General features: G+C 74.4%; 18 protein-coding genes, 1 tRNA gene, 1 pseudogene and 1 riboswitch. Of the genes and pseudogenes, 7 read left to right on the top strand and 13 right to left on the bottom strand.

Annotated elements, in window-relative coordinates; all coding sequences use genetic code 11:
• Positions 1-18: 18 nt before the first annotated feature.
• Positions 19-114, bottom strand: a tRNA-OTHER gene (locus BLASA_RS24910).
• A 66-nt stretch (positions 115-180) separates the two neighbouring features.
• On the opposite strand from BLASA_RS24910, the gene BLASA_RS07165 reads away from it, so the two are divergent.
• The 4 genes from BLASA_RS07165 (at position 181) to BLASA_RS07150 (ending at position 3,380) form a co-directional block, all read left to right on the top strand.
• On the top strand, positions 181-546 hold the full coding sequence (locus BLASA_RS07165) for a hypothetical protein (protein ID WP_014375404.1): 366 nt from the start codon (positions 181-183) through the stop codon (positions 544-546).
• 10 nt (positions 547-556) lie between these two features.
• Positions 557-1,564 carry a selenide, water dikinase SelD gene (selD, locus tag BLASA_RS07160; protein WP_041775659.1) on the top strand — a complete coding sequence of 336 codons (1,008 nt, stop codon included), beginning with the start codon at positions 557-559 and terminating at the stop codon, positions 1,562-1,564.
• A gap of 187 nt (positions 1,565-1,751) precedes the next feature.
• Positions 1,752-2,348, top strand: a complete 597-nt coding sequence (locus BLASA_RS07155) for a hypothetical protein (protein ID WP_014375402.1) — start codon at positions 1,752-1,754, stop codon at positions 2,346-2,348.
• 66 nt (positions 2,349-2,414) lie between these two features.
• Positions 2,415-3,380 carry a zinc-binding dehydrogenase gene (locus BLASA_RS07150; protein WP_014375401.1) on the top strand — a complete coding sequence of 322 codons (966 nt, stop codon included), beginning with the start codon at positions 2,415-2,417 and terminating at the stop codon, positions 3,378-3,380.
• 91 nt (positions 3,381-3,471) lie between these two features.
• Here the strand turns inward: BLASA_RS07150 and BLASA_RS07145 are convergent, their stop codons facing one another.
• Complete coding sequence (locus BLASA_RS07145; RefSeq protein WP_014375400.1) at positions 3,472-3,786, bottom strand: DMT family transporter; 315 nt, start codon at positions 3,784-3,786, stop codon at positions 3,472-3,474.
• An 11-nt stretch (positions 3,787-3,797) separates the two neighbouring features.
• Positions 3,798-3,863: riboswitch (guanidine-III (ykkC-III) riboswitch) on the bottom strand.
• Between the two features lie 80 nt (positions 3,864-3,943).
• Here BLASA_RS07145 and BLASA_RS07140 point away from each other — a divergent pair.
• Together BLASA_RS07140 and BLASA_RS07135 are read left to right on the top strand one after the other, a co-directional pair.
• Positions 3,944-4,177, top strand: coding sequence for a helix-turn-helix domain-containing protein (locus BLASA_RS07140; RefSeq protein ID WP_014375399.1), 234 nt, complete (start codon positions 3,944-3,946; stop codon positions 4,175-4,177).
• On the top strand, positions 4,078-4,719 hold the full coding sequence (locus BLASA_RS07135) for a Clp protease N-terminal domain-containing protein (RefSeq protein WP_331371091.1): 642 nt from the start codon (positions 4,078-4,080) through the stop codon (positions 4,717-4,719). Before BLASA_RS07140 ends, BLASA_RS07135 begins: the two co-directional genes overlap by 100 nt.
• Here BLASA_RS07135 and BLASA_RS07130 read toward each other — a convergent pair.
• The 4 genes from BLASA_RS07130 to lepA form a co-directional block, all read right to left on the bottom strand.
• The gene (locus tag BLASA_RS07130) at positions 4,697-6,448 is read right to left on the bottom strand and encodes an MFS transporter (RefSeq protein ID WP_014375397.1); all 1,752 of its coding nucleotides are present in this window, start codon (positions 6,446-6,448) and stop codon (positions 4,697-4,699) included. The genes BLASA_RS07135 and BLASA_RS07130 overlap by 23 nt on opposite strands.
• Positions 6,417-7,121, bottom strand: a complete 705-nt coding sequence (locus BLASA_RS07125; protein ID WP_166486498.1) for an LppX_LprAFG lipoprotein — start codon at positions 7,119-7,121, stop codon at positions 6,417-6,419. The genes BLASA_RS07130 and BLASA_RS07125 overlap by 32 nt, the downstream gene beginning before the upstream one ends.
• A gap of 62 nt (positions 7,122-7,183) precedes the next feature.
• Entirely contained in the window at positions 7,184-7,840 is a 657-nt protein-coding gene (locus BLASA_RS07120; RefSeq protein ID WP_014375395.1) for an MOSC domain-containing protein, read from the bottom strand.
• Positions 7,837-9,687: a translation elongation factor 4 gene (lepA, locus tag BLASA_RS07115; RefSeq protein WP_014375394.1), complete on the bottom strand. Its 1,851-nt coding sequence runs from the start codon at positions 9,685-9,687 to the stop codon at positions 7,837-7,839. Before lepA ends, BLASA_RS07120 begins: the two co-directional genes overlap by 4 nt.
• A gap of 227 nt (positions 9,688-9,914) precedes the next feature.
• Here lepA and rpsT point away from each other — a divergent pair, with 227 nt between their 5' ends.
• Positions 9,915-10,175, top strand: a complete 261-nt coding sequence (rpsT, locus tag BLASA_RS07110; RefSeq protein ID WP_014375393.1) for a 30S ribosomal protein S20 — start codon at positions 9,915-9,917, stop codon at positions 10,173-10,175.
• Positions 10,176-10,341: 166 nt separating this feature from the next.
• Here the strand turns inward: rpsT and holA are convergent, their stop codons facing one another.
• From holA to nadD, 7 genes and pseudogenes are all read right to left on the bottom strand, one after another.
• Positions 10,342-11,307 carry a DNA polymerase III subunit delta gene (gene holA, locus BLASA_RS26545; RefSeq protein WP_014375392.1) on the bottom strand — a complete coding sequence of 322 codons (966 nt, stop codon included), beginning with the start codon at positions 11,305-11,307 and terminating at the stop codon, positions 10,342-10,344.
• Positions 11,308-11,683: 376 nt separating this feature from the next.
• Positions 11,684-13,111, bottom strand: a pseudogene (locus tag BLASA_RS26540) (ComEC/Rec2 family competence protein); the annotation flags it as partial.
• A 692-nt stretch (positions 13,112-13,803) separates the two neighbouring features.
• Entirely contained in the window at positions 13,804-14,664 is an 861-nt protein-coding gene (locus tag BLASA_RS07095; RefSeq protein WP_014375390.1) for a ComEA family DNA-binding protein, read from the bottom strand.
• 134 nt (positions 14,665-14,798) lie between these two features.
• Positions 14,799-15,701 (bottom strand): DegV family protein, encoded by a 903-nt coding sequence (locus BLASA_RS07090; RefSeq protein WP_014375389.1) that lies wholly within the window; start codon positions 15,699-15,701, stop codon positions 14,799-14,801.
• Positions 15,702-15,762: 61 nt separating this feature from the next.
• Positions 15,763-16,512 (bottom strand): histidine phosphatase family protein, encoded by a 750-nt coding sequence (locus BLASA_RS07085; protein WP_014375388.1) that lies wholly within the window; start codon positions 16,510-16,512, stop codon positions 15,763-15,765.
• A complete protein-coding gene (gene rsfS, locus BLASA_RS07080; RefSeq protein WP_014375387.1) occupies positions 16,509-16,934 on the bottom strand; it encodes a ribosome silencing factor in 426 nt (141 codons plus the stop codon). Before rsfS ends, BLASA_RS07085 begins: the two co-directional genes overlap by 4 nt.
• Positions 16,931-17,674: a nicotinate-nucleotide adenylyltransferase gene (gene nadD, locus BLASA_RS07075; protein ID WP_231839568.1), complete on the bottom strand. Its 744-nt coding sequence runs from the start codon at positions 17,672-17,674 to the stop codon at positions 16,931-16,933. The genes rsfS and nadD overlap by 4 nt, the downstream gene beginning before the upstream one ends.
• Between the last annotated feature and the right edge of the window lie 110 nt (positions 17,675-17,784).

Raw genomic sequence — 17,784 nt, 5'->3', positions numbered from 1 at the left:
CGTATGTGCGGGAAGTGTTGGCGGAGGCGGACGGGAATCGAACCCGCCTGACCGAGCTACTCGGCCACGTCGGCTTTAGAGGCCGCGGGGGCCACCAGACACCCTGACGCCTCCGCCGGGCACCCTACGTGGCCGGCCGTCTCCCCGGAACTGTCGGTGGCTCCTGCCAGGCTCCGGTCCGTGAACCGCACCGGGTCCCGCTCCCCCACCACGCTGCCGCCGGTCACCCTCACGCCCGAGGAGGCCGCGGCGGTCGCCCTCGCCCTCGCCGGGCAGCCGGAGGGCGCCTACACCGCCGCCGGGCGCGGTGCCCTGGAAAAGGTGCTGGCCGCGCTCGAGCCCGATCCGCGCCGGCACGCCGGGCTGCTGGCCGCGGTCGCCCGTGTCGCCGGGCACCCGTCGCGACGCGCACGCACCGGGGAGCGTGTCCCCTCGCCCCGACACCCCGCCGGCCGGAGGCATCGGTCCGATCCTGACCCGGCCCGGCCCGCCCCCGAGGCGCCCGTCCCACCACGGCTGGTCGTCCTCCCCGGGGGACGGGCCTAGATTCGGGGGCGTGACCACCGCACCCGCCAGAGTCAGGCTCACCCAGTACGCGCACGGCGGCGGTTGCGCCTGCAAGATCCCGCCGGGTGAGCTGGAGGCGGTGGTCGCCGGTCTGTCGGCCCAGGGCCCGGTCGACCCGGCGGCCGAACTGATCATCGGGCTCGACGACGGCGACGACGCGGCCGTCGTCCGCATCCCCGGCGGCCAGGGCCTGGTGCTCACCACCGACTTCTTCACCCCCGTGGTCGACGACGCGTACACGTTCGGCCGCATCGCCGCGGCGAACGCGCTGTCGGACGTCTACGCCATGGGCGGCATCCCGGTCGTCGCGGTCAACTTGCTCGGCTGGCCGCGGGACGTGCTGCCGGCCGAGCTCGCGGCGGAGGTGCTGCGCGGCGGGCTCGAGGTCGCGCAGCAGGCCGGCTGCCACGTCGGGGGCGGTCACTCCATCGACGACCCGGAGCCGAAGTACGGGATGGCCGTGACGGGCATCGTCGACGTCGACCGGATCATCACCAACTCCGGCGCGGTGGCCGGCACGCCGCTGACCCTGACCAAGCCGCTCGGGGTCGGCGTGCTCAACAGCCGGATGAAGGCGACCGGCGAGGTGTCGGAGGAGGCGGTCGCCGCCATGACCGCGCTCAACCGGGACGCCGGGCGGGCCGCCGTCCAGGCGGGGATCCGCGCGGGCACCGACGTCACCGGCTTCGGCCTGCTCGGCCACCTCTACAAGATGGCGCGGGCCAGCGGCGTCACCGCCGTGGTCGACGCTGCCGCGGTGCCGTACCTGACCGGTGCCCGCGAGGCCCTGGCCGAGGGCTTCGTGTCCGGCGGGACCCGGCGCAACCTGGACTGGGTGCGCCCGCACACCGACCTGTCGGCGGTGCCGGAGGACGAGGCGCTGCTCCTGGCCGACGCGCAGACCTCCGGCGGCCTGCTGCTGGCCGGCGAGATCCCCGGCTCGCCGGTGATCGGCGAGTTCGTGCCGCGCGGCGAGTTCGTCGTCGTCATCCGCTGAGCCCTCAGGTGCGTCGCGGCGAAGAACGGACCGGGGCGCGTCAGCGGACTTCCGCGTGTCCCGCGGGACACGCCGGAGACCGGGCTCCTCTCCGACGAAAGTCCCTCGCCCTACGGGTGATTCCGCTGCCACGCTGCCGCCCTCGACGGACCCGAAGATCCCGCGGTCCGACGCCGAGGAGGACGGGATGAGGACGAGGACGGCCAGGCGCGCGCTCACCGTGGCGCTGCTGGCGGCGACGACCGGAGCAATGACGGCGGGCCCGGCCGCCGCCGAGACCGAGACACGGATCGGCTTCGCCTCCACCGGGCTCGACGGCACCGATCCCCGCACCGGTCGAACGCTGCACAGCGGCTTCGACGTGTTCGACCCGCCGGACGAGAACGCTTTCGGGGTCACCGACGTCTTCGTCGGCGGAGTCGTGACCGGGGGCGGCGAGGGAATCATCTACGAATGCATGACCGAGGACCGGGTGCGGGCGCGGCTCGACGCACTGAGCTCGGCCTTCGCGGCGGGGGTGCTCCGGGTCGACTGCTTCTCTCCGGACGGGCTGCCCGACCGCAGCGGTTACGTGGTCGTGGCGCTGAGCTGGCGGGGAACGGGGCCGGTGGAGCGGCACGTCTTCGACCGTGGCGACGGCTGCACCGAGTACATGGACGTGCGCGGCGCGCACGTCACCGGCCGGATCGTTCTCATCGTGCCCGGGGTGGCCGTTGCCCCGCTGGCCAATGAGGATCCCGCGGAGAGCGAGCTGCGCCAGCAGCGGATCGTCTGCAGCAGCTGATCGTCGCCCCTCCGGGCCACCTCGCCATGGTGCGGCCCGGAGGGAGGCGATGACATAGTGCGGGGCATGCTGGCTGCCTTCGTCTCCGCCCCCGCCCCGAAGGACCCGCTCTCCGTGCTCGAGGTGGGTGAGCGCCCCGAGCCGGAAGCGCCGGAGGGCTGGACGACGATCCAGGTGAAGGCGGTCTCGCTCAACCACCACGACCTGTTCAGTCTTCAGGGCATCGGGCTGCCGGCCGAGCGGATGCCGATGATCCTGGGCACCGACGCCGCGGGGATCGACGAGGACGGCAACGAGGTCGTCGTCCACGGGGTCATCTCCACGCCCCACTGGATGGGCGACGAGACGCTCGACCCGAAGCGCTCGCTCCTGTCGGAGGTGCACCAGGGATCGATGGCGGAGAAGGTCGCCGTCCCCCGCCGGAACCTGCTGCCCAAGCCGGCCGAGCTCTCCTTCGCCGAGGCCGCCTGCCTGCCCACCGCGTGGCTGACCGCCTACCGGATGCTCTTCGTGAAGTCCGGCCTGCGGCCGGGCCAGACCGTCCTGGTACAGGGCGCCAGCGGCGGCGTCGCGACGGCGCTGATCGTGCTCGGCCGTGCCGCCGGCTACCGGATGTGGGTCACCGGCCGGAGCGAGGAGAAGCGGACGGCGGCGCTCGCGCTCGGCGCGGAGCAGGCTTTCGAGACCGGCGCCCGGCTGCCCGAGCGGGTGGACGGCGTCATGGAGACCGTCGGCGAGGCCACCTGGAGCCACAGCATCAAGTCGCTCAAGCCCGGCGGCGTCCTGGTCACCTCCGGCGCCACCACCGGCTTCAACCCGGGCGCCGAGCTGAACCGGGTCTTCTTCACCCAGCTGTCGGTCATCGGCTCCACCATGGGCACCAAGCCGGAGCTCGAGGCCCTGATCCAGATGTGCCGGGTCACCGGGATCCGGCCGCAGATCGACGTCGAGCTGCCGCTGACCGAGGCCCGGGAGGGCTTCCAGCGCATGCTCGAGGGCCGTACCAACGGGAAGATCGTCTTCACCCTCTGAGACCGCCGCGCGGATGGGTGGGCAGTTGCGGCCGCCGACACATGCGGCCTCGGCGCGGCCGCCTGCCGCGACTGCTCACTCAGCGCGAGGGTCAGTGCAGAACTTTCAGCCCGACGACGCACCCGACGATCCCGGCGAGCAGCAGGATCTTCACCACCGATACCGACTCCGCACCGGTGACCATCGCGTAGACGACGGTGAGCACCGCACCGATGCCGACCCACACCGCGTAGGCCGTGCCCAGGGGTAGCTCGCGCATGGCGTAGGCGAGCCCGGCCATGCTCGCGGCCAGGGCGACGACGAAGAGCACCGTCGGCCGGAGCCGGCTGAACCCTTCCGACCGGTCCAGGGCCGCCGCCCACACCGCCTCGAGCACCCCTGACACGACCAGCACCAACCACGACATCGCGGGCTCCTCTGGCGCCGTCTTGTCGCACACCGGGTACGGCACCGCTCGTCCGGGAGCCGTGGTCGCGGCTCTCCCTCAGTCTGGCACGGCGCTCCGTCGCCCACGCTGTCAATCAGCGTTGACAGGGAATCAGGAGCAACCTAAGTTGACAGCCATGTCCGATACAGCGCAGGTGGCCGGCGCCGCCGGCAGCAAGGACCCCACGGTCGGGCTGAAGGCCGTCCGGTCGCTGCGGGTGCTCGTCGAGCGCCTGGAGGCCCTGCAGGTGCGGAACGCCCGCGACCAGGGCTGGACCTGGGAGCAGATCGCCCAACTGCTCGGCGTCAGCCGGCAGGCCGTGCACAAGAAGTACGCGAGCGGCCGCGGGCCGCTCCGTCGGGGGGACTGACCATTTTCGAACGCTTCACTCCCGAGGCCCGGGCGGTCGTCGTCGGGGCGCAGCGGGAGGCCCGGCAGCTGCACCACCGCTCGATCGGCACCGAGCACCTGCTGCTGGCCCTGCTGGCCCAGGACACCCGCAGCGCCGCCGTGCTCGTCCGGCACGGACTGACCCATGACGCCGTGATCGAGGCGGTCGCCGCCCACGTCGGCGGGCCGGAGCTGGATGCCGGGGCGCTGGAAGCCGTGGGCATCGACCTGGACGCCGTCCGCAGCTCGGTCGAAGCCACCTTCGGGCCAGGCGCGCTGGACCGGCCACCCGGCAGCGGAAGGGCAAGCCCTGAACACATCCCGTTCAGCCCCCGCGCGAAGAAGGTGCTGGAGCTGTCGCTCCGGGAGACCATCGCGATGCGGACCAAGACCATCACCGACGGGCACATAGCGCTGGGCCTGATTCGGGAGGGCGAGGGTCTGGCGATGAAGGTGCTGCACGACCGGGGGGTCGACGCCGGTGCACTACGCACCGACCTCAGGATCGCGCTGAACCCCTGACTGTCCCCCCGCGCAGCAGCACCAGGGCGGCGACCGCCGCCAGACCTGCCGCGATCGCCGCCCCGGCGAAGACCGTGTGCAGCTGGGTCAGCAGCGCCGTCTCGGTCGCGGCGTCGTAGGCGGGACAGTCGGCGGGGCTCGTCGGGCACACCTCCATCGGCGTACCGATCGCGGCGATCTCGGCGGTGAACCGGCGCAGCGCCACGGCGGTGAGCAGCGACAGGCCCGCGAGCATGCCGACGGTCCGGGCGACGACGGCGAGCGCGCCGGCGCTGCCGTGCACCTCGGCCCGGGTGACGGCGAGCAGCACGGCGTTCACCGGCGCGATGGCCAGGCCGAAGCCCAGGCCCGCGGCGAGCAGCACGACCGTCGACCACGCACCGTCCAGCGACCGCTCGTCCCAGCCGGTCATGGCGACGAAGGCGACCGCGGTCAGCGCCATGCCGGCCCCGGCCACCACCCGTGGCGCGACCACCCGGCACAACCACCCGCCGGCCACGGCGCCCACCGGAACGGCGACCAGCAGCCGGAGCAGCACCAGCGCCGCGCCCAACTGGTCACCCGGCGTGGTGGTGGCACGGGCGAAGAGCGGGACGTCGACCAGCGCGGCGACGAGCGCGGCACCCACCAGCAGGTTGACCAGCAGTGCCCCCCACGCACCCACCGGCCGGAGCGCGGCCAGCGGCAGCACCGGGTTCGGCGTCCGCCGCTCGTGCAGCACGAACAGCACCGCGGCGACGCCGGCCAGCGGCAGCAGCACCCAGCCGTGCGCGACCACCTCCCGGGAGGTGTCGGCGGCGGCGAACGCCCAGACCAGCGCGCCCAGCGACAGCACGACCAGCGCCGAGCCGACGACGTCGACCTCCCGGGCCAGCCGCCCGAGCCCCCGCAGCGGCAGCACGGCCCCGGCCGGCCGGAGCAGGCTGCACGCGACCAGAGCCACGGCAGCCAGCACGGTGGCCAGCAGCAGGGGCGCCGTCCACGCCTGCCCCGCCACGAGCGGCACGTACAGCAGGCCGAAGGTGATGTCCTCGGCCAGCGCGGCGGGCTCGGCGAGCAGCAGCCCCAGCGCGGCCGCGGCGGCGACGGCCAGCACCAGCCCCACCGGGTCCGGCCGCCGCACCCGCCCGGTGACGACCACCCCGGCCGCGAGCCCCAGCCCGAGCAGCAGGTTCAGCCAGAAGATGGCCCGCCAGTCCGCCAGGGCCAGCACCGCCGCCCCCGCCAGAGGGCCCAGCACGGCGCCCGCCTCCTGGACGGCCCCGACCACGCCGAGGGGCAGCGACCGGCGCTCGGGCGGCCAGCGGTCGGCGACCAGCGCGAGCGTGGCCGGGACCAGCCCGCCGGCACCGATGCCCTGCAGCCCCCGTCCGGCCACTGCGAGCCCCAGCGACTCCGCCGCGGCGGTCAGCAGCGACCCGAGCGCGAACAGCAGGAGGCAACCGATGAGCACCGGCGTCCGCCCGCGCAGGTCGGCCAGCCGGCCCAGGAGCGGCAGCGTGGCGGTGTAGCCGAGCAGGAAGCCGCCGACGATCGGCGTCGCCTTCTGCAGCTCGTCCAGACCGACCCCGACGCCGGCGAGGATGTCGGGCAGCGCGAGGACGACGACATAGGTGTCGGCCGCCGTGACCAGCACGGCGAGGGTGGCCAGCGCGATCGCCGCCAGCCCGGGGACCTCCCGGACGGCGGGCGGCCGGTCAGCCGGTGGGCGGTGCGCTGATCTCGACATCGGCCCCGAAGTCGCTGAGCTCGAGGGTGTACGTGGCGTCCGCGTCGGCGGTGAAGAACGGCCCGGTCAGCTCCGCCCGGCGCAGCTCCCCACTGTCAGCGGCGACGGAGAACCGCGCCTGCACGGGCTCGGACAGGCTCTGGGTACTCAGGATCTCCTCGACGAGCTCACCGGGCAGTTCGGCGGTGACCTCGCGCACCACCTCGCCGTCGACCCGGCTCTCCTCACCGAGTTCGGCGGAGGTCGCCTCGGCGAGCAGCTGCGAGATGCCGGTCTCCGGGTCCAGCAGGTCGCCGGGGTCGCCGAAGCCGAACTGGGCCGGGTCGATGACGCTGAACCCGCTGGTGAACGGCAGCTGGGCGTAGACCGTGTCGTCGACCGACACCACCTCGAGGTCCAGCGTGGATCCCAGCGCCTGCACCTCCAGCGTGCCGTCGAAGGACGCCGGCCGGGCGATGTCGCCCTCGCCGCCGACCAGCAGGGTGCCGCTGGACGGGGCGCCCTCGCTGTCCAGGACGAAGTGCGCGCTCTCGGCCTCGTCCAGGGTCGCCTTGGCGCGTTCGAGCAGCTGTGCGGCCGACTCCTCCGGCTCGTCGGCGCCACAGCCGGCCAGGACCGGGCCGGTGAACAGTGCGATCACGAGAACGGGCAGGCCCGATCGGCGCAACAGCATGGCGACCTCCACGTCCCGGCTGGGTTCCCCGGCCGTCCGGCGGACACTAGCGCGCCGGAGCCCTAGAGGATGGGAGCGATCCGCCTGGCGATCTTCCCCGCCACCTTCGCGCGGTCCTTGTCTGGCAGGTGGGGCAGCGCCGGTTCCAGCTCGGTGATCCGGTACTTCTGCGTCGTGAACGCCCGGAACGCCAGCCCGATCGTGACCTCGTGGTCGGGCCGCGCCACGACCGTCACCTCGTCGTCGGCGGCGACCTCCCCGGTCTCCAGCACCCGCAGGTACGCCCCGCTCGCGCCCCGCGCGGTGAACCGCTTGACCAGCTGCGGCTCGTCCCAGAAGCGGGCGAGGGTCGCGCACGGGATCCGTGGGGCGGTCACCTCGAGCAGCGTCGTCCCGACGCGCCACCGCTCGCCGAGCAGCGCACCGGTGAGGTCCAGCTCCGTCGTCCGCAGGTTCTCGCCGAACATCCCCGGCGGGAGCTCGCGGCCCAGCTCGGCGATCCAGAGGTCGGCGTCCTCCTGGGCGTAGGCGTACACCGCCTGCCCCTCGCCGCCGTGGTACTTGCGGTTGACCTGGACGTCACCGTCCAGGCCCAGCGTGCCGACGGCGATCCGGCCGGCCACCGGCCGCTTGGAGATGCCGCTGCGGTCGGGCCGGCGGCCGGGCAGCGGGAGGAGGTCGGCCCCCGACACGCAGACGGCGTCGACCCGCCCCGTCACTTGGGCTTGGCCGAGGCGGTGGACTCGTTGGTGGAGAGCGCCGCGACGAACGCCTCCTGGGGGACCTCGACGCGGCCGACCATCTTCATCCGCTTCTTGCCCTCCTTCTGCTTCTCCAGCAGCTTCCGCTTGCGGGTGATGTCACCGCCGTAGCACTTGGCGAGGACGTCCTTGCGGATGGCGCGGACGGTCTCGCGGGCGATGACCCGGGAGCCGACGGCGGCCTGGATGGGCACCTCGAACTGCTGGCGCGGGATGAGCTCCCGGAGCTTGCCGGCCATCATCACGCCGTAGCTGTAGGCCTTGTCCTTGTGCACGATCGCGCTGAACGCGTCGACCGCCTCGCCCTGCAGCAGGATGTCCACCTTGACCAGCGCGGATTCCTGCTCGCCGGCCTCCTGGTAATCGAGGCTGGCGTAGCCGCGGGTGCGCGACTTCAGCGCGTCGAAGAAGTCGAAGATGATCTCGCCGAGCGGCAGGGTGTAGCGCAGTTCGACCCGGGACTCGGAGAGGTAGTCCATCCCCCCGAGCTGACCGCGGCGGCTCTGGCAGAGCTCCATGATCGCGCCGGTGTAGTCGCTCGGGGCGATGATCGTGGCGTTGACGATCGGCTCGTGGACCTTGTCGATCTTGCCCTCGGGCCAGTCGCTGGGGTTGGTCACCGTGTGCTCGGTGCCGTCCTCCATGATCACGCGGTAGACGACGTTGGGCGCGGTCGAGATCAGGCTGATCCCGGCCTCGCGCTCGAGCCGCTCACGGACGATCTCCAGGTGCAGCAGGCCCAGGAAGCCGACCCGGAAGCCGAAGCCGAGCGCGGCCGAGGTCTCCGGCTCGTAGACCAGCGCGGCGTCGTTGAGCAGCAGCTTGTCCAAGGCCTCGCGCAGCAGCGGGTACTCGCTGCCGTCGATGGGATAGAGGCCGGAGTAGACCATCGGCCTGGGATCGCGGTAGCCGCCGATGGACTCGGTGGCCGGCTTGTGCTGGAGCGTGACGGTGTCGCCGACGCGGGACTGGCGGACGTCCTTCACCCCGGTGATGAAGTAGCCGACCTCGCCGACGCCGAGGGAGCCCACGGGCTTGGGCTCGGGTGAGATGACGCCGATCTCGAGCAGCTCGTGGGTGGCGCCGGTGGACATCATCTTGATCCGCTCGCGGGCGGAGATCCGGCCGTCGACGACCCGGACGTAGGTGATGACGCCGCGGTAGATGTCGTAGACGGAGTCGAAGATCATCGCCCGGGCGGGCCCCTCGGCGACGCCGGTGGGCGCCGGGATGTCGGTGACGATCCGGTCGAGCAGCTCCGGGACGCCGACACCGGTCTTGCCGCTGACCCGCATGACCTCGTCGGGGTCGCAGCCAATGATGTGCGCGATCTCCGCGGCGTACTTCTCCGGCTGGGCCGCCGGCAGGTCGATCTTGTTCAGGACCGGGATGATCGTGAGGTCGTTCTCCAGCGCCAGGTACAGGTTCGCCAGCGTCTGGGCCTCGATCCCCTGCGCGGCGTCGACCAGCAGCACCGCGCCCTCGCAGGCGGCCAGCGACCGGGACACCTCGTAGGTGAAGTCGACGTGACCCGGGGTGTCGATCATGTCCAGCACGAACTCGGTGCTGGTGTCCGCGCCGCTCCGCGGCGTCCAGGGCAGGCGGACGTTCTGGGCCTTGATGGTGATGCCGCGCTCGCGCTCGATGTCCATGCGGTCGAGGTACTGGGCGCGCATGTTCCGGCCCTCGACGATTCCGGTGACTTCCAGCATCCGGTCGGCCAGCGTCGACTTGCCGTGGTCGATGTGGGCGATGATGCAGAAGTTCCGGATACGGGCCGGATCGGTGGCAGCAGGAGTCGTCACAGTGCCGCCATCGTCCCACGTCCCCGCCCGGGAGCGGGAACGGGCGCGGCGGGCGGTGGGTGCTGGGTGGCGGGCACGGGATGTGCGGTACGTCCCCGGACCGCGGGTTGGGGTAGCGGGGGCGACGCTGGTAATCTTGCAGGCCGGTCCTGTGGCGCATGCGCGGACGCAGAATTTTGCACGACTGTCAGAAGTACTCCCTCCTGTCGAGACACCGAGGCTCACGCGTGGCGAACATCAAGTCCCAGTTGAAGCGGATCAAGACCAACGAGAAGGCGCGCCAGCGCAACGTTGCGGTCAAGTCCGCCCTGAAGACGGCCGTCCGGCGCGTCCGCACGGCCGCCGAGTCCGGGGACGCCGCCGCCGCGACCGCCGCCTACCAGGTCGCTGCCAAGCAGCTGGACAAGGCCGCCAGCAAGGGCGTCATCCACAAGAACCAGGCGGCCAACCGCAAGTCCGGCCTGGCGAAGCTGACCGCCGGCCTCTGAGCCGCGCGGCACCGGTGAGCTGACGCCGTCGCGGCGGTCACCTCACTAGCTCCACTTCCCGACGAGCCTCCTCCCGGTGGGAGGGGGCTCGTCGCGTGTCCGGACCCGTGCGTGCACGCGTCCCTGCCCGGCACCGGCGCGCCGGGCCCGTGGCTGGACGGCGCGCTCAGTGACCGGTGCGAGCCGGTCGGCCCCGGCCGGTCTCGGTGCGGATGGTGACGATGCGCCGGATCGCCCGCTCGAGCGCGTAGTCGGCGCTGGCGGCGACGCCCTTGACGTCGGCGTTCAGGTCCGCGGCCACGCCCAGGGCCTGCTGCAGCCCCTCGATGCTCCAGCCACGCGCCTGCACCTGGGCCTTCTTGACCTTCCAGGGCGGCATCTTCAAGGTGCGGGCGAGGTCTCCGGGGTTGCTGGAGCTCAGGGATGCCACGCGCGCGGCGGTGCGCACGCCATCGGCGATCGCGTCGGCGATCAGCACGTGGGCGACCCCGCGCTCCAGTGCCCAGCGCAGCATCTCGATGGAGCCGGCGCGGTCACCGGTCAGCACCCGCTCGGCGACGGTGAAGCCGGTGACCTCCGCCTGGCCCCGGTGGAACCGGGCGACGTCGTCGGCATCGACGCTGCCGCCGAAGTCGGAGACGAGCTGGCTGGCCGCGGCCGACAGGGACCGGAGGTCGGCCCCGATGGCGTCGACCAGCGCGGTGACCGCATCGGGGGTGATCCGGCCGCCCAGCCGGCGCACCTCGTTGCGCACGAAGGCGATGCGGTCGCCGACCGAGCTGACCTTCGGGCAGTCGTCCACCGCGGCTCCCGCGGCCTTGAACGCCTTCACCAGGGCCTCGTTGCGCTTCCCGCCGGAGTGCACGACGACGAGCGTCAGGTCCGGATCCGGGTCCTTGGCGTAGGCGGTGAGCGAGTCGGTCAACGCACCGGCCGCCTCGTGCACCCCGGTGACCACCACCATCCGGTGGCCGCCGAACAGCGACGGGGCGAGCACGTCGGCCAGCTGGCCCACCGGCAGGCCGAGCGCGGCGAGCTCGTGCACCTCGGCGTCGGGGTGGTGGGCGAGGACGGCGGAGCGGACGGCGCCGACCGCGCGGGACCGCAGCAGCTCCTCCTCGCCGATGACCACCCGCAGGCGCGACGTGGGCTCGACCGGGGCTGCAGGCACGGGTGCATGGTCCCACGCGCCGCCGACCGTTCCCGCCGGTCCGCCGGGTAGCCGGCGCGGGCACCGTCGGATGCGGCCAGGGGGTGGCCGGCCGCTCCGACGCCGCGTCCGCGCCGCTGCTCCCCCGCGGGACGACGCCCCAGTCCCCCTCCTCGCCGACGACGGCGAGGTCGCCCTCGCGGTCGGTGCGGTGCACCCGCATGCCGGCGTCGGCCAGCCAGCCCAGCAGCCGGGGCGCCGGATGGCCGTAGGAGTTGTCCGCCGCTACGGAGATGAGCCCGATCCGGGCGCCGGTGGCGGCCAGGAAGGCCGGGTCGGCGTCCCCGCTGCCGTGGTGCGGCACCTTCAGCACGTCGGCCCGCAGATCGGTGCCGTCCCGGCGCAGCCGCGTCTCCGCGTCCGCGCCGAGGTCACCGGTCAGCAGCAGCCGCAGACCGCGCACCGTCACCCGCACGACGAGGGACAGGTCGTTGCTCTCCGCAGCCGCGGTCGCCCGCCGGGGTTCCGGAGCCAGGACGTCCAGCACGACCCCGGCCACGGTGCGCCGGTCACCGGGGACCAGCACGGTGCGGGTGCTGCCGGCCTGCCGCACCAGCTCGTCCACCACCGGTGCGCGGTCGTCGCCGGGTGGCAGGGTCCCGCCGGCCACCTCCCCGACCGCCCGACCGGTCAGGGCGCCGGCCAGCCCGCCGACGTGGTCGGCGTCGAGGTGCGAGAGCAGCACCAGCGGCAGCTCGTCGATGCCCAGCCGGTCCAGGCAACGGTCGACCGCGGCCACGTCAGGGCCGGCGTCGACGAGGATCCCGCGCCCGGCTCCCACCGGCAGGACCAGCGCGTCGCCCTGCCCGACGTCGCAGGCGACCAGCACCGCACCGGGAGGCGGCCAGCCGTCGACGCGCTGGCGCAGCGGCCAGGCGACGACGACCAGACCGACCAGGGCGGCCACCCCGAGGGGCCGCAGCCGCGGGAAGCGCCAGAACGCCCAGCCGGCGCCGAGCAGCACACCGGCGAGCAGCAGGGCGCCGAGCGTTCCCCCCGGCCAGTCGGCGACCGCGTCCGGAGCGGCCGCGGCGCGCTCGGCCACTCCGACGATCCAGCGCACCGGCCAGCCGGCGAGCCACACCAGCGCGTCGCCGAGCGCGGGCGACACGAGCCCCGCCGGGGCCGCCAGCAGCCCGAACACGGTCGCCGGTGTCACCGCGGGGACGGCAAGCAGGTTCGCCGGTACCGAGACCAGGCTGACGGTGCCGTTCAGGCCCGCGACGATCGGGGCCGTGGCGAGCCCGGCGGCGACGCTCACCGAGACGGCATCAGCTGCCCACGCCGGCCAGCCACCGGCGCGCAGCCGCCGGGCCCACGGCGGGGCCAGCAGCACGATGGCCGCGGTCGCCGTGACCGACAGCGCGAAGCCCGGGTCGCGCGCGAACTCCGGCACGGCGAGCAGGAGCACGGTCACCGCGGCACCCAGGGCCGGCAGCGCGGCCCGTGGGCGGCCGGAGGCGAGGGCGAACAGCGTCACCGCGCCCATCGCACCCGCACGCAGCACGCTCGCGCTGGGCCGGGCGAGGACGACGAAGCCCACGAGGGCCACCAGGGCCACGCCGGCCTGCACCCGGCGATCGACGGCACGCCGCCGGAGCGGGTGCAGCACGCAGGCGATCACGATGGCCACGTTGGCGCCCGAGACGGCGGTCAGGTGGGCCAGCCCGGCGCGCTGGAACTCCTCGTCGAGCACCTCGTCCATGCGGCGGGTGTCCCCGACCACCAGCCCCGGCAGCAGCCCACCGGACCGGTCGTCGAGCACGCGCGCGGAGGCGGTCGCCAGCGACTCCCGCAGCGCGCCGGCCGCCCGCTGGACGGCGCCCGGGCCCGCACCGCGTTCCGGTGGCCCGCGCGCGGTGAGCACCGCGGCGACGTCGTCGCCCACCTCCGGTAGCGCGACCCGGGCGCGCACGCGGAGGACCTGGCCGGGGAGCGCTCCGGTCCAGCCATCGGCCGGCGCGAACACCAGGACCGCATCCCGCACCCGATGGACGGTGCCGCCGTCGGACAGGGAGGTGACCTCGGCGTCGAGCAGCACCCGGGGGCCGCCTGGGCCGGTCAGGCGCCGGGCATCGCTGCGGACCGTCAGCGTCACGTCCGCCGTGGCACCGGACTCCGCGGCGGCCCGGAGCGGCGAGCCCTCCTGTGCCGCGGCCCGCACCGCGGCGGCCCCGGAGGCGACCGTGGTTCCGGCGAGCACGACCAGCACGATCGCCGCAGGCGCGCCCCGGCCCCGCGCACCGACCACCGCCGCGGTCACGATCCCCCCGACCGCTCCAGCGGTGAGCAGGTGCTGTGGCAGGAACGGGGCCGCGAGCCCGACCGCCCAGACCGCGGCGGCGACCGGCCACAGCCGCAGGTCGAGCCAGTGCCAGCGGCCGGGCGCCGGCGGACCGGCCGGCGGTCGCCGGTCGCTCACACGGCCACCAGCTCGGCCAGCTCTGCCGCGATGGCCGGGCCGATTCCCGGGACCTCGTCGAGTTCCTCGACGGTGCGGAACGGCCCGTGCCGGGTGCGGTGGTCGACGATCCGCTGGGCGAGCACCGGCCCGATGCCCGGCAGCGCGTCCAGGTCCGCCATCCCGGCGGTGTTGAGATCGACCGGACCAGCCGGTCCCCCGCCGGCGGGACCGCCGGCCCCGCCGACCGGTGCAGCCGCCGCCGGCGCACCCACCGGGATCTGCTGCCCGTCGGTGACGGGAGCCGCCAGGTTCACCGAGGCCGGATCGGCGTCGGGCAGGAGGCCACCGGCGGCGGCGACGGCATCGGCGACCCGCGCTCCGGCGGCGAGCGTGACCAGGCCCGGCCGCGCCACCTCGCCCACCACGGAGACGACCACCGTCGGAGGTGTCGAGGGCGCCTCGCCGGGCGGTGCGGACGGTGACGCCGGTACCCGGGCGGAGGCGCCGGCGGCATCCGACGCGGCGGCGGCCGGTTCCACCCGCGGCCGCTCCAGCCACGTCCAGCCCAGCACCACCAGGATGGTGGCCACCGCCGCCACCCACAGGGCACGGGACCCGCTCGGGCCGGCGCCCCAACGGACGGCGACCCCCGGTGCGCGGTGCCGGCCCACGCCCTGCGGCAGCCCGTCGTCCTCGCCGGCGAGCCCGTCCGGCAGAGGCGACCGCTCCTCGGCCGGGGCTGACGGGGTCGGCCAACCCTCGTCCGGCTGTTCCTCCGGGAGCCACCCGCCGACCGGCGCCTCCTCCGCCAGCAGCGCCCGCAGGCGGGCGCGGATGATGTCGGCGTCGTCGCCGCGGCGGGTGGTCAGGCGCACTCGGGCGACGCTAGGGAGCGCCGCCCCGCCGTGAGCCGGTCAGGACCGGACTGTGGACGCCGGGTCGTCCTGTGGACGGCGAACCGCCCCGGGCGCCGTCCCCGGTGCACGCTGGGCCGATGGGACCTCGCCGATCATCGCGCCGCGGGATCGTCGCGCGCCGGGCCGTCCGTCGGCTCCGCAGGCGTAGGCGCGCCCGTGGAGATCACCACCCCGACGGAGCCGGGGCCCACGTGTGCCCCGATCGCGGCTCCCAGCTCGCTCACGTGCAGCTCCCGCAGGCCGGGCACCCGCTCACGGAGTTCGGTGACCAGCCGGTCGGCGCGCTCCGGTGCGGCGAGGTGGTGGACGGCGAGCGAGACCTCCCGGTCCCCCGCGTGGTCGACGACGTGCTGCACCAGCCGGCTCAGCGCCCGCGCCGACGTGCGCACCTTCTCCAGCGGGACGACCTTCCCGTCGACCACGTGGAGCACCGGCTTCACCGCGAGGGCCGACCCCAGGACGGCGGCCGCGGAGCCGATCCGCCCGCCGCGGCGCAGGTGCTCCAGGGTTTCCACGACGAACAGCGTGCGAGTGCCGTCGGCGGCCTCCCGCGCCGCCCGGACCACGGTGTCCCGGTCCGCCCCGTCCGCCGCCGCACGGGCGGCCGCGACAACCGCGAACCCGAGTCCCATCGCCGCCGATCGCGAGTCCACCACGGAGACGATGTGCTCCCCCACCTGGGACGCGGCGACCCGGGCGGCGTCCCAGGTGCCGGACAGCTCCGCCGACAGGTGGACGGACACCAGCCGGTCGGCGCCGGCATCCAGCTCGGCACGGTAGGCGGCCAGGAAGTCCCCCGGCGTCGGCCGGGACGTGGAGACCCGCTGGCCGCGCGACGACAGCGCCCGGGCCACGTCCTCCGACGAGATGTCCTCGCCCTCGCGCCCCGACCGGCCGGCCAGCACGACGTAGAGCGGGACGACGTGGATGCCGTACTCGTCGGCGAGTGCCCGGGGCAGGTAGGCCGTCGAATCGGTGAGGACGGCGACGCGCACGCGGCGAGGCTAGCCGTCGTCCCGGGGCAGGGGCCCGGCACCCGTCGCGCAGGCGGGCCGCTCAGCCCACGGCGTCGGCGTCCTGCGCGGGTCGGTCCCCGCCGTCGGCTGCGTCCGTGCCGGGCCCCGGGTCGACCCGGAGCCGCTCGGCGGCGGGCACGGAGAGCCCCTCCGGGAGCGGGCCGGCCGACGAGTTGTGCCGCACCAGCCGCCACCGGCCGCTCTGCCGCACCAGCTCGCTCCAGGCGCAGTTGCCGAGCGGACCGAACACGCGCCGGTGGTCGGGACCGAGCTCGAGCAGCAGCTCGAGCAGCCGGCCGCTCGTGCCGCCGTGGGCCACCACGACCGCCACGTCGACCGGCGGCAGGTCGGTCAATGCCGCGAGCACCCGCTCGACCACCGCCACCTGCTCCTCGCCACCACGGCCGCGCACCGGCCGGCCGGCCATCCAGTCGGCGTACTGCTCCGGGTAGCGCTCGGCCACCTCGTCCCGGGTCAGCCCTTCCCAGGCGCCCATGCCGTGCTCGCGCAGCCGGGCGTCCAGGCGCAACGGCACGTCGAGCAGGGAGGTCAGCGCCCGGGCGGTCTCCACAGCACGCTCCAGGTCGCTGGAGACCACCGCCGTCGAGCGGCCCGCCAGCCCGGCCGCCACCAGATGCGGCGCGGTGTGGGCCGCCTGCGCGCGGCCGACGTCGTCCAGCGGCGGGTCTAGCTGGCCCTGGAAGCGGCCGGCCGCATTCCACTCGGTCCGCCCGTGCCGCCAGACCACGAGTCGGGTCACCGGCAGCTCGGGCAGGGCCGACGGGGTCACTGGCCGGCCGTCTCCGCGACGGGAGGGGAGCCGGCGTCGGTCGAGCCCTCGGCGACGGGCGCGGCCGAGTCGACGAACGGGATGGTGGGGCAGTCCTTCCAGAGCCGCTCGAGGGCGTAGTAGGCGCGCTCCTCGGCGTGCTGCACGTGGACGACGACGTCGACGAAGTCGAGCAGGACCCAGCGGGCCTCGGCCACGCCCTCGCGACGCACCGGCTTCACGCCGTGCTCGCGGAGCCGCTCCTCCACCTCGTCGACGATGGCCTGGACCTGCCGCTCGTTGGGCGCCGACGCGAGCACGAAGGCGTCGGTGATCGCCAGTCGGTCGCTGACGTCGATGACGGAGACGTCGGTGGCCAGCTTGTCCGCAGCCGCCTGCGCGGCGACGAGCGCGGTTTCCCGTGCTTCGGCCGAGGCGGTCATCGGGGTACCTCCTGGAGGTGAGAAGTCGTCGATGATGATTCAGCGCCGGCGCCCTCGGAGGTGTTCCCGGGTGCGTCGGGCGGTGGGCGGTCGTACGTCGGCCGGTCACCGGTCGCGCGCCCGTCCGCGACCGCGGGCTGCTGCCGGCGGGACGGCTGGCGGTAGAGCCCGCGCTTCTCGATGTACTGCACCACCCCGTCGGGGACCAGGTACCAGACGGGCATGCCGCGGCCCACGCGGTCGCGGCAGTCGCTGGAGCTGATCGCGAGGGCCGGGATCTCGACCAGGCTGACCCCGCCTTCGGGCAGGTGCGAATCGACCAGGGTGTACCCGGGCCGAGTCACACCGATGAAGTGCGCCAGCTCGAAGCACCGGGCGCCGTCCCGCCAGGTCATGATCTGGGCCAGCGCGTCGGCGCCGGTGATGAAGAACAGCTCGGCACCGGGCCGCTGGGCCTGCAGGTCGGTGAGGGTGTCGAACGTGTAGGTGGGGCCGCCTCGATCGATGTCGACCCGGCTGACGGAGAACCGCGGGTTGGACGCGGTCGCGATGACCGTCATCAGGTACCGGTCCTCCGCCGGGCTGACCGCCTGGTCGCTCTTCTGCCACGGCTCCCCGGTGGGCACGAACACGACCTCGTCCAGCCCGAAGAGGCCGGCGACCTCGCTGGCGGCCACCAGGTGGCCGTGGTGGATGGGATCGAAGGTCCCGCCCATCACGCCGACTCGTCGTCCTGCCACCGTCCGAGCCTATCCGGGGCCACCAGGGCCGGCCCCGTGAGGACCGGCCCCGCCCGGCTGGCCGCCGTCCGGACCCGGGGGCCGGAGCGGAGGCCGCGGCGACCGGCTCC

It is taken from the genome of Blastococcus saxobsidens DD2 (assembly GCF_000284015.1).
Lineage (GTDB): Bacteria > Actinomycetota > Actinomycetes > Mycobacteriales > Geodermatophilaceae > Blastococcus > Blastococcus saxobsidens_A.
The sequence above is the reverse complement of the archived record's forward strand: the minus strand, read 5'-3'. Positions and strand labels throughout refer to the sequence as shown.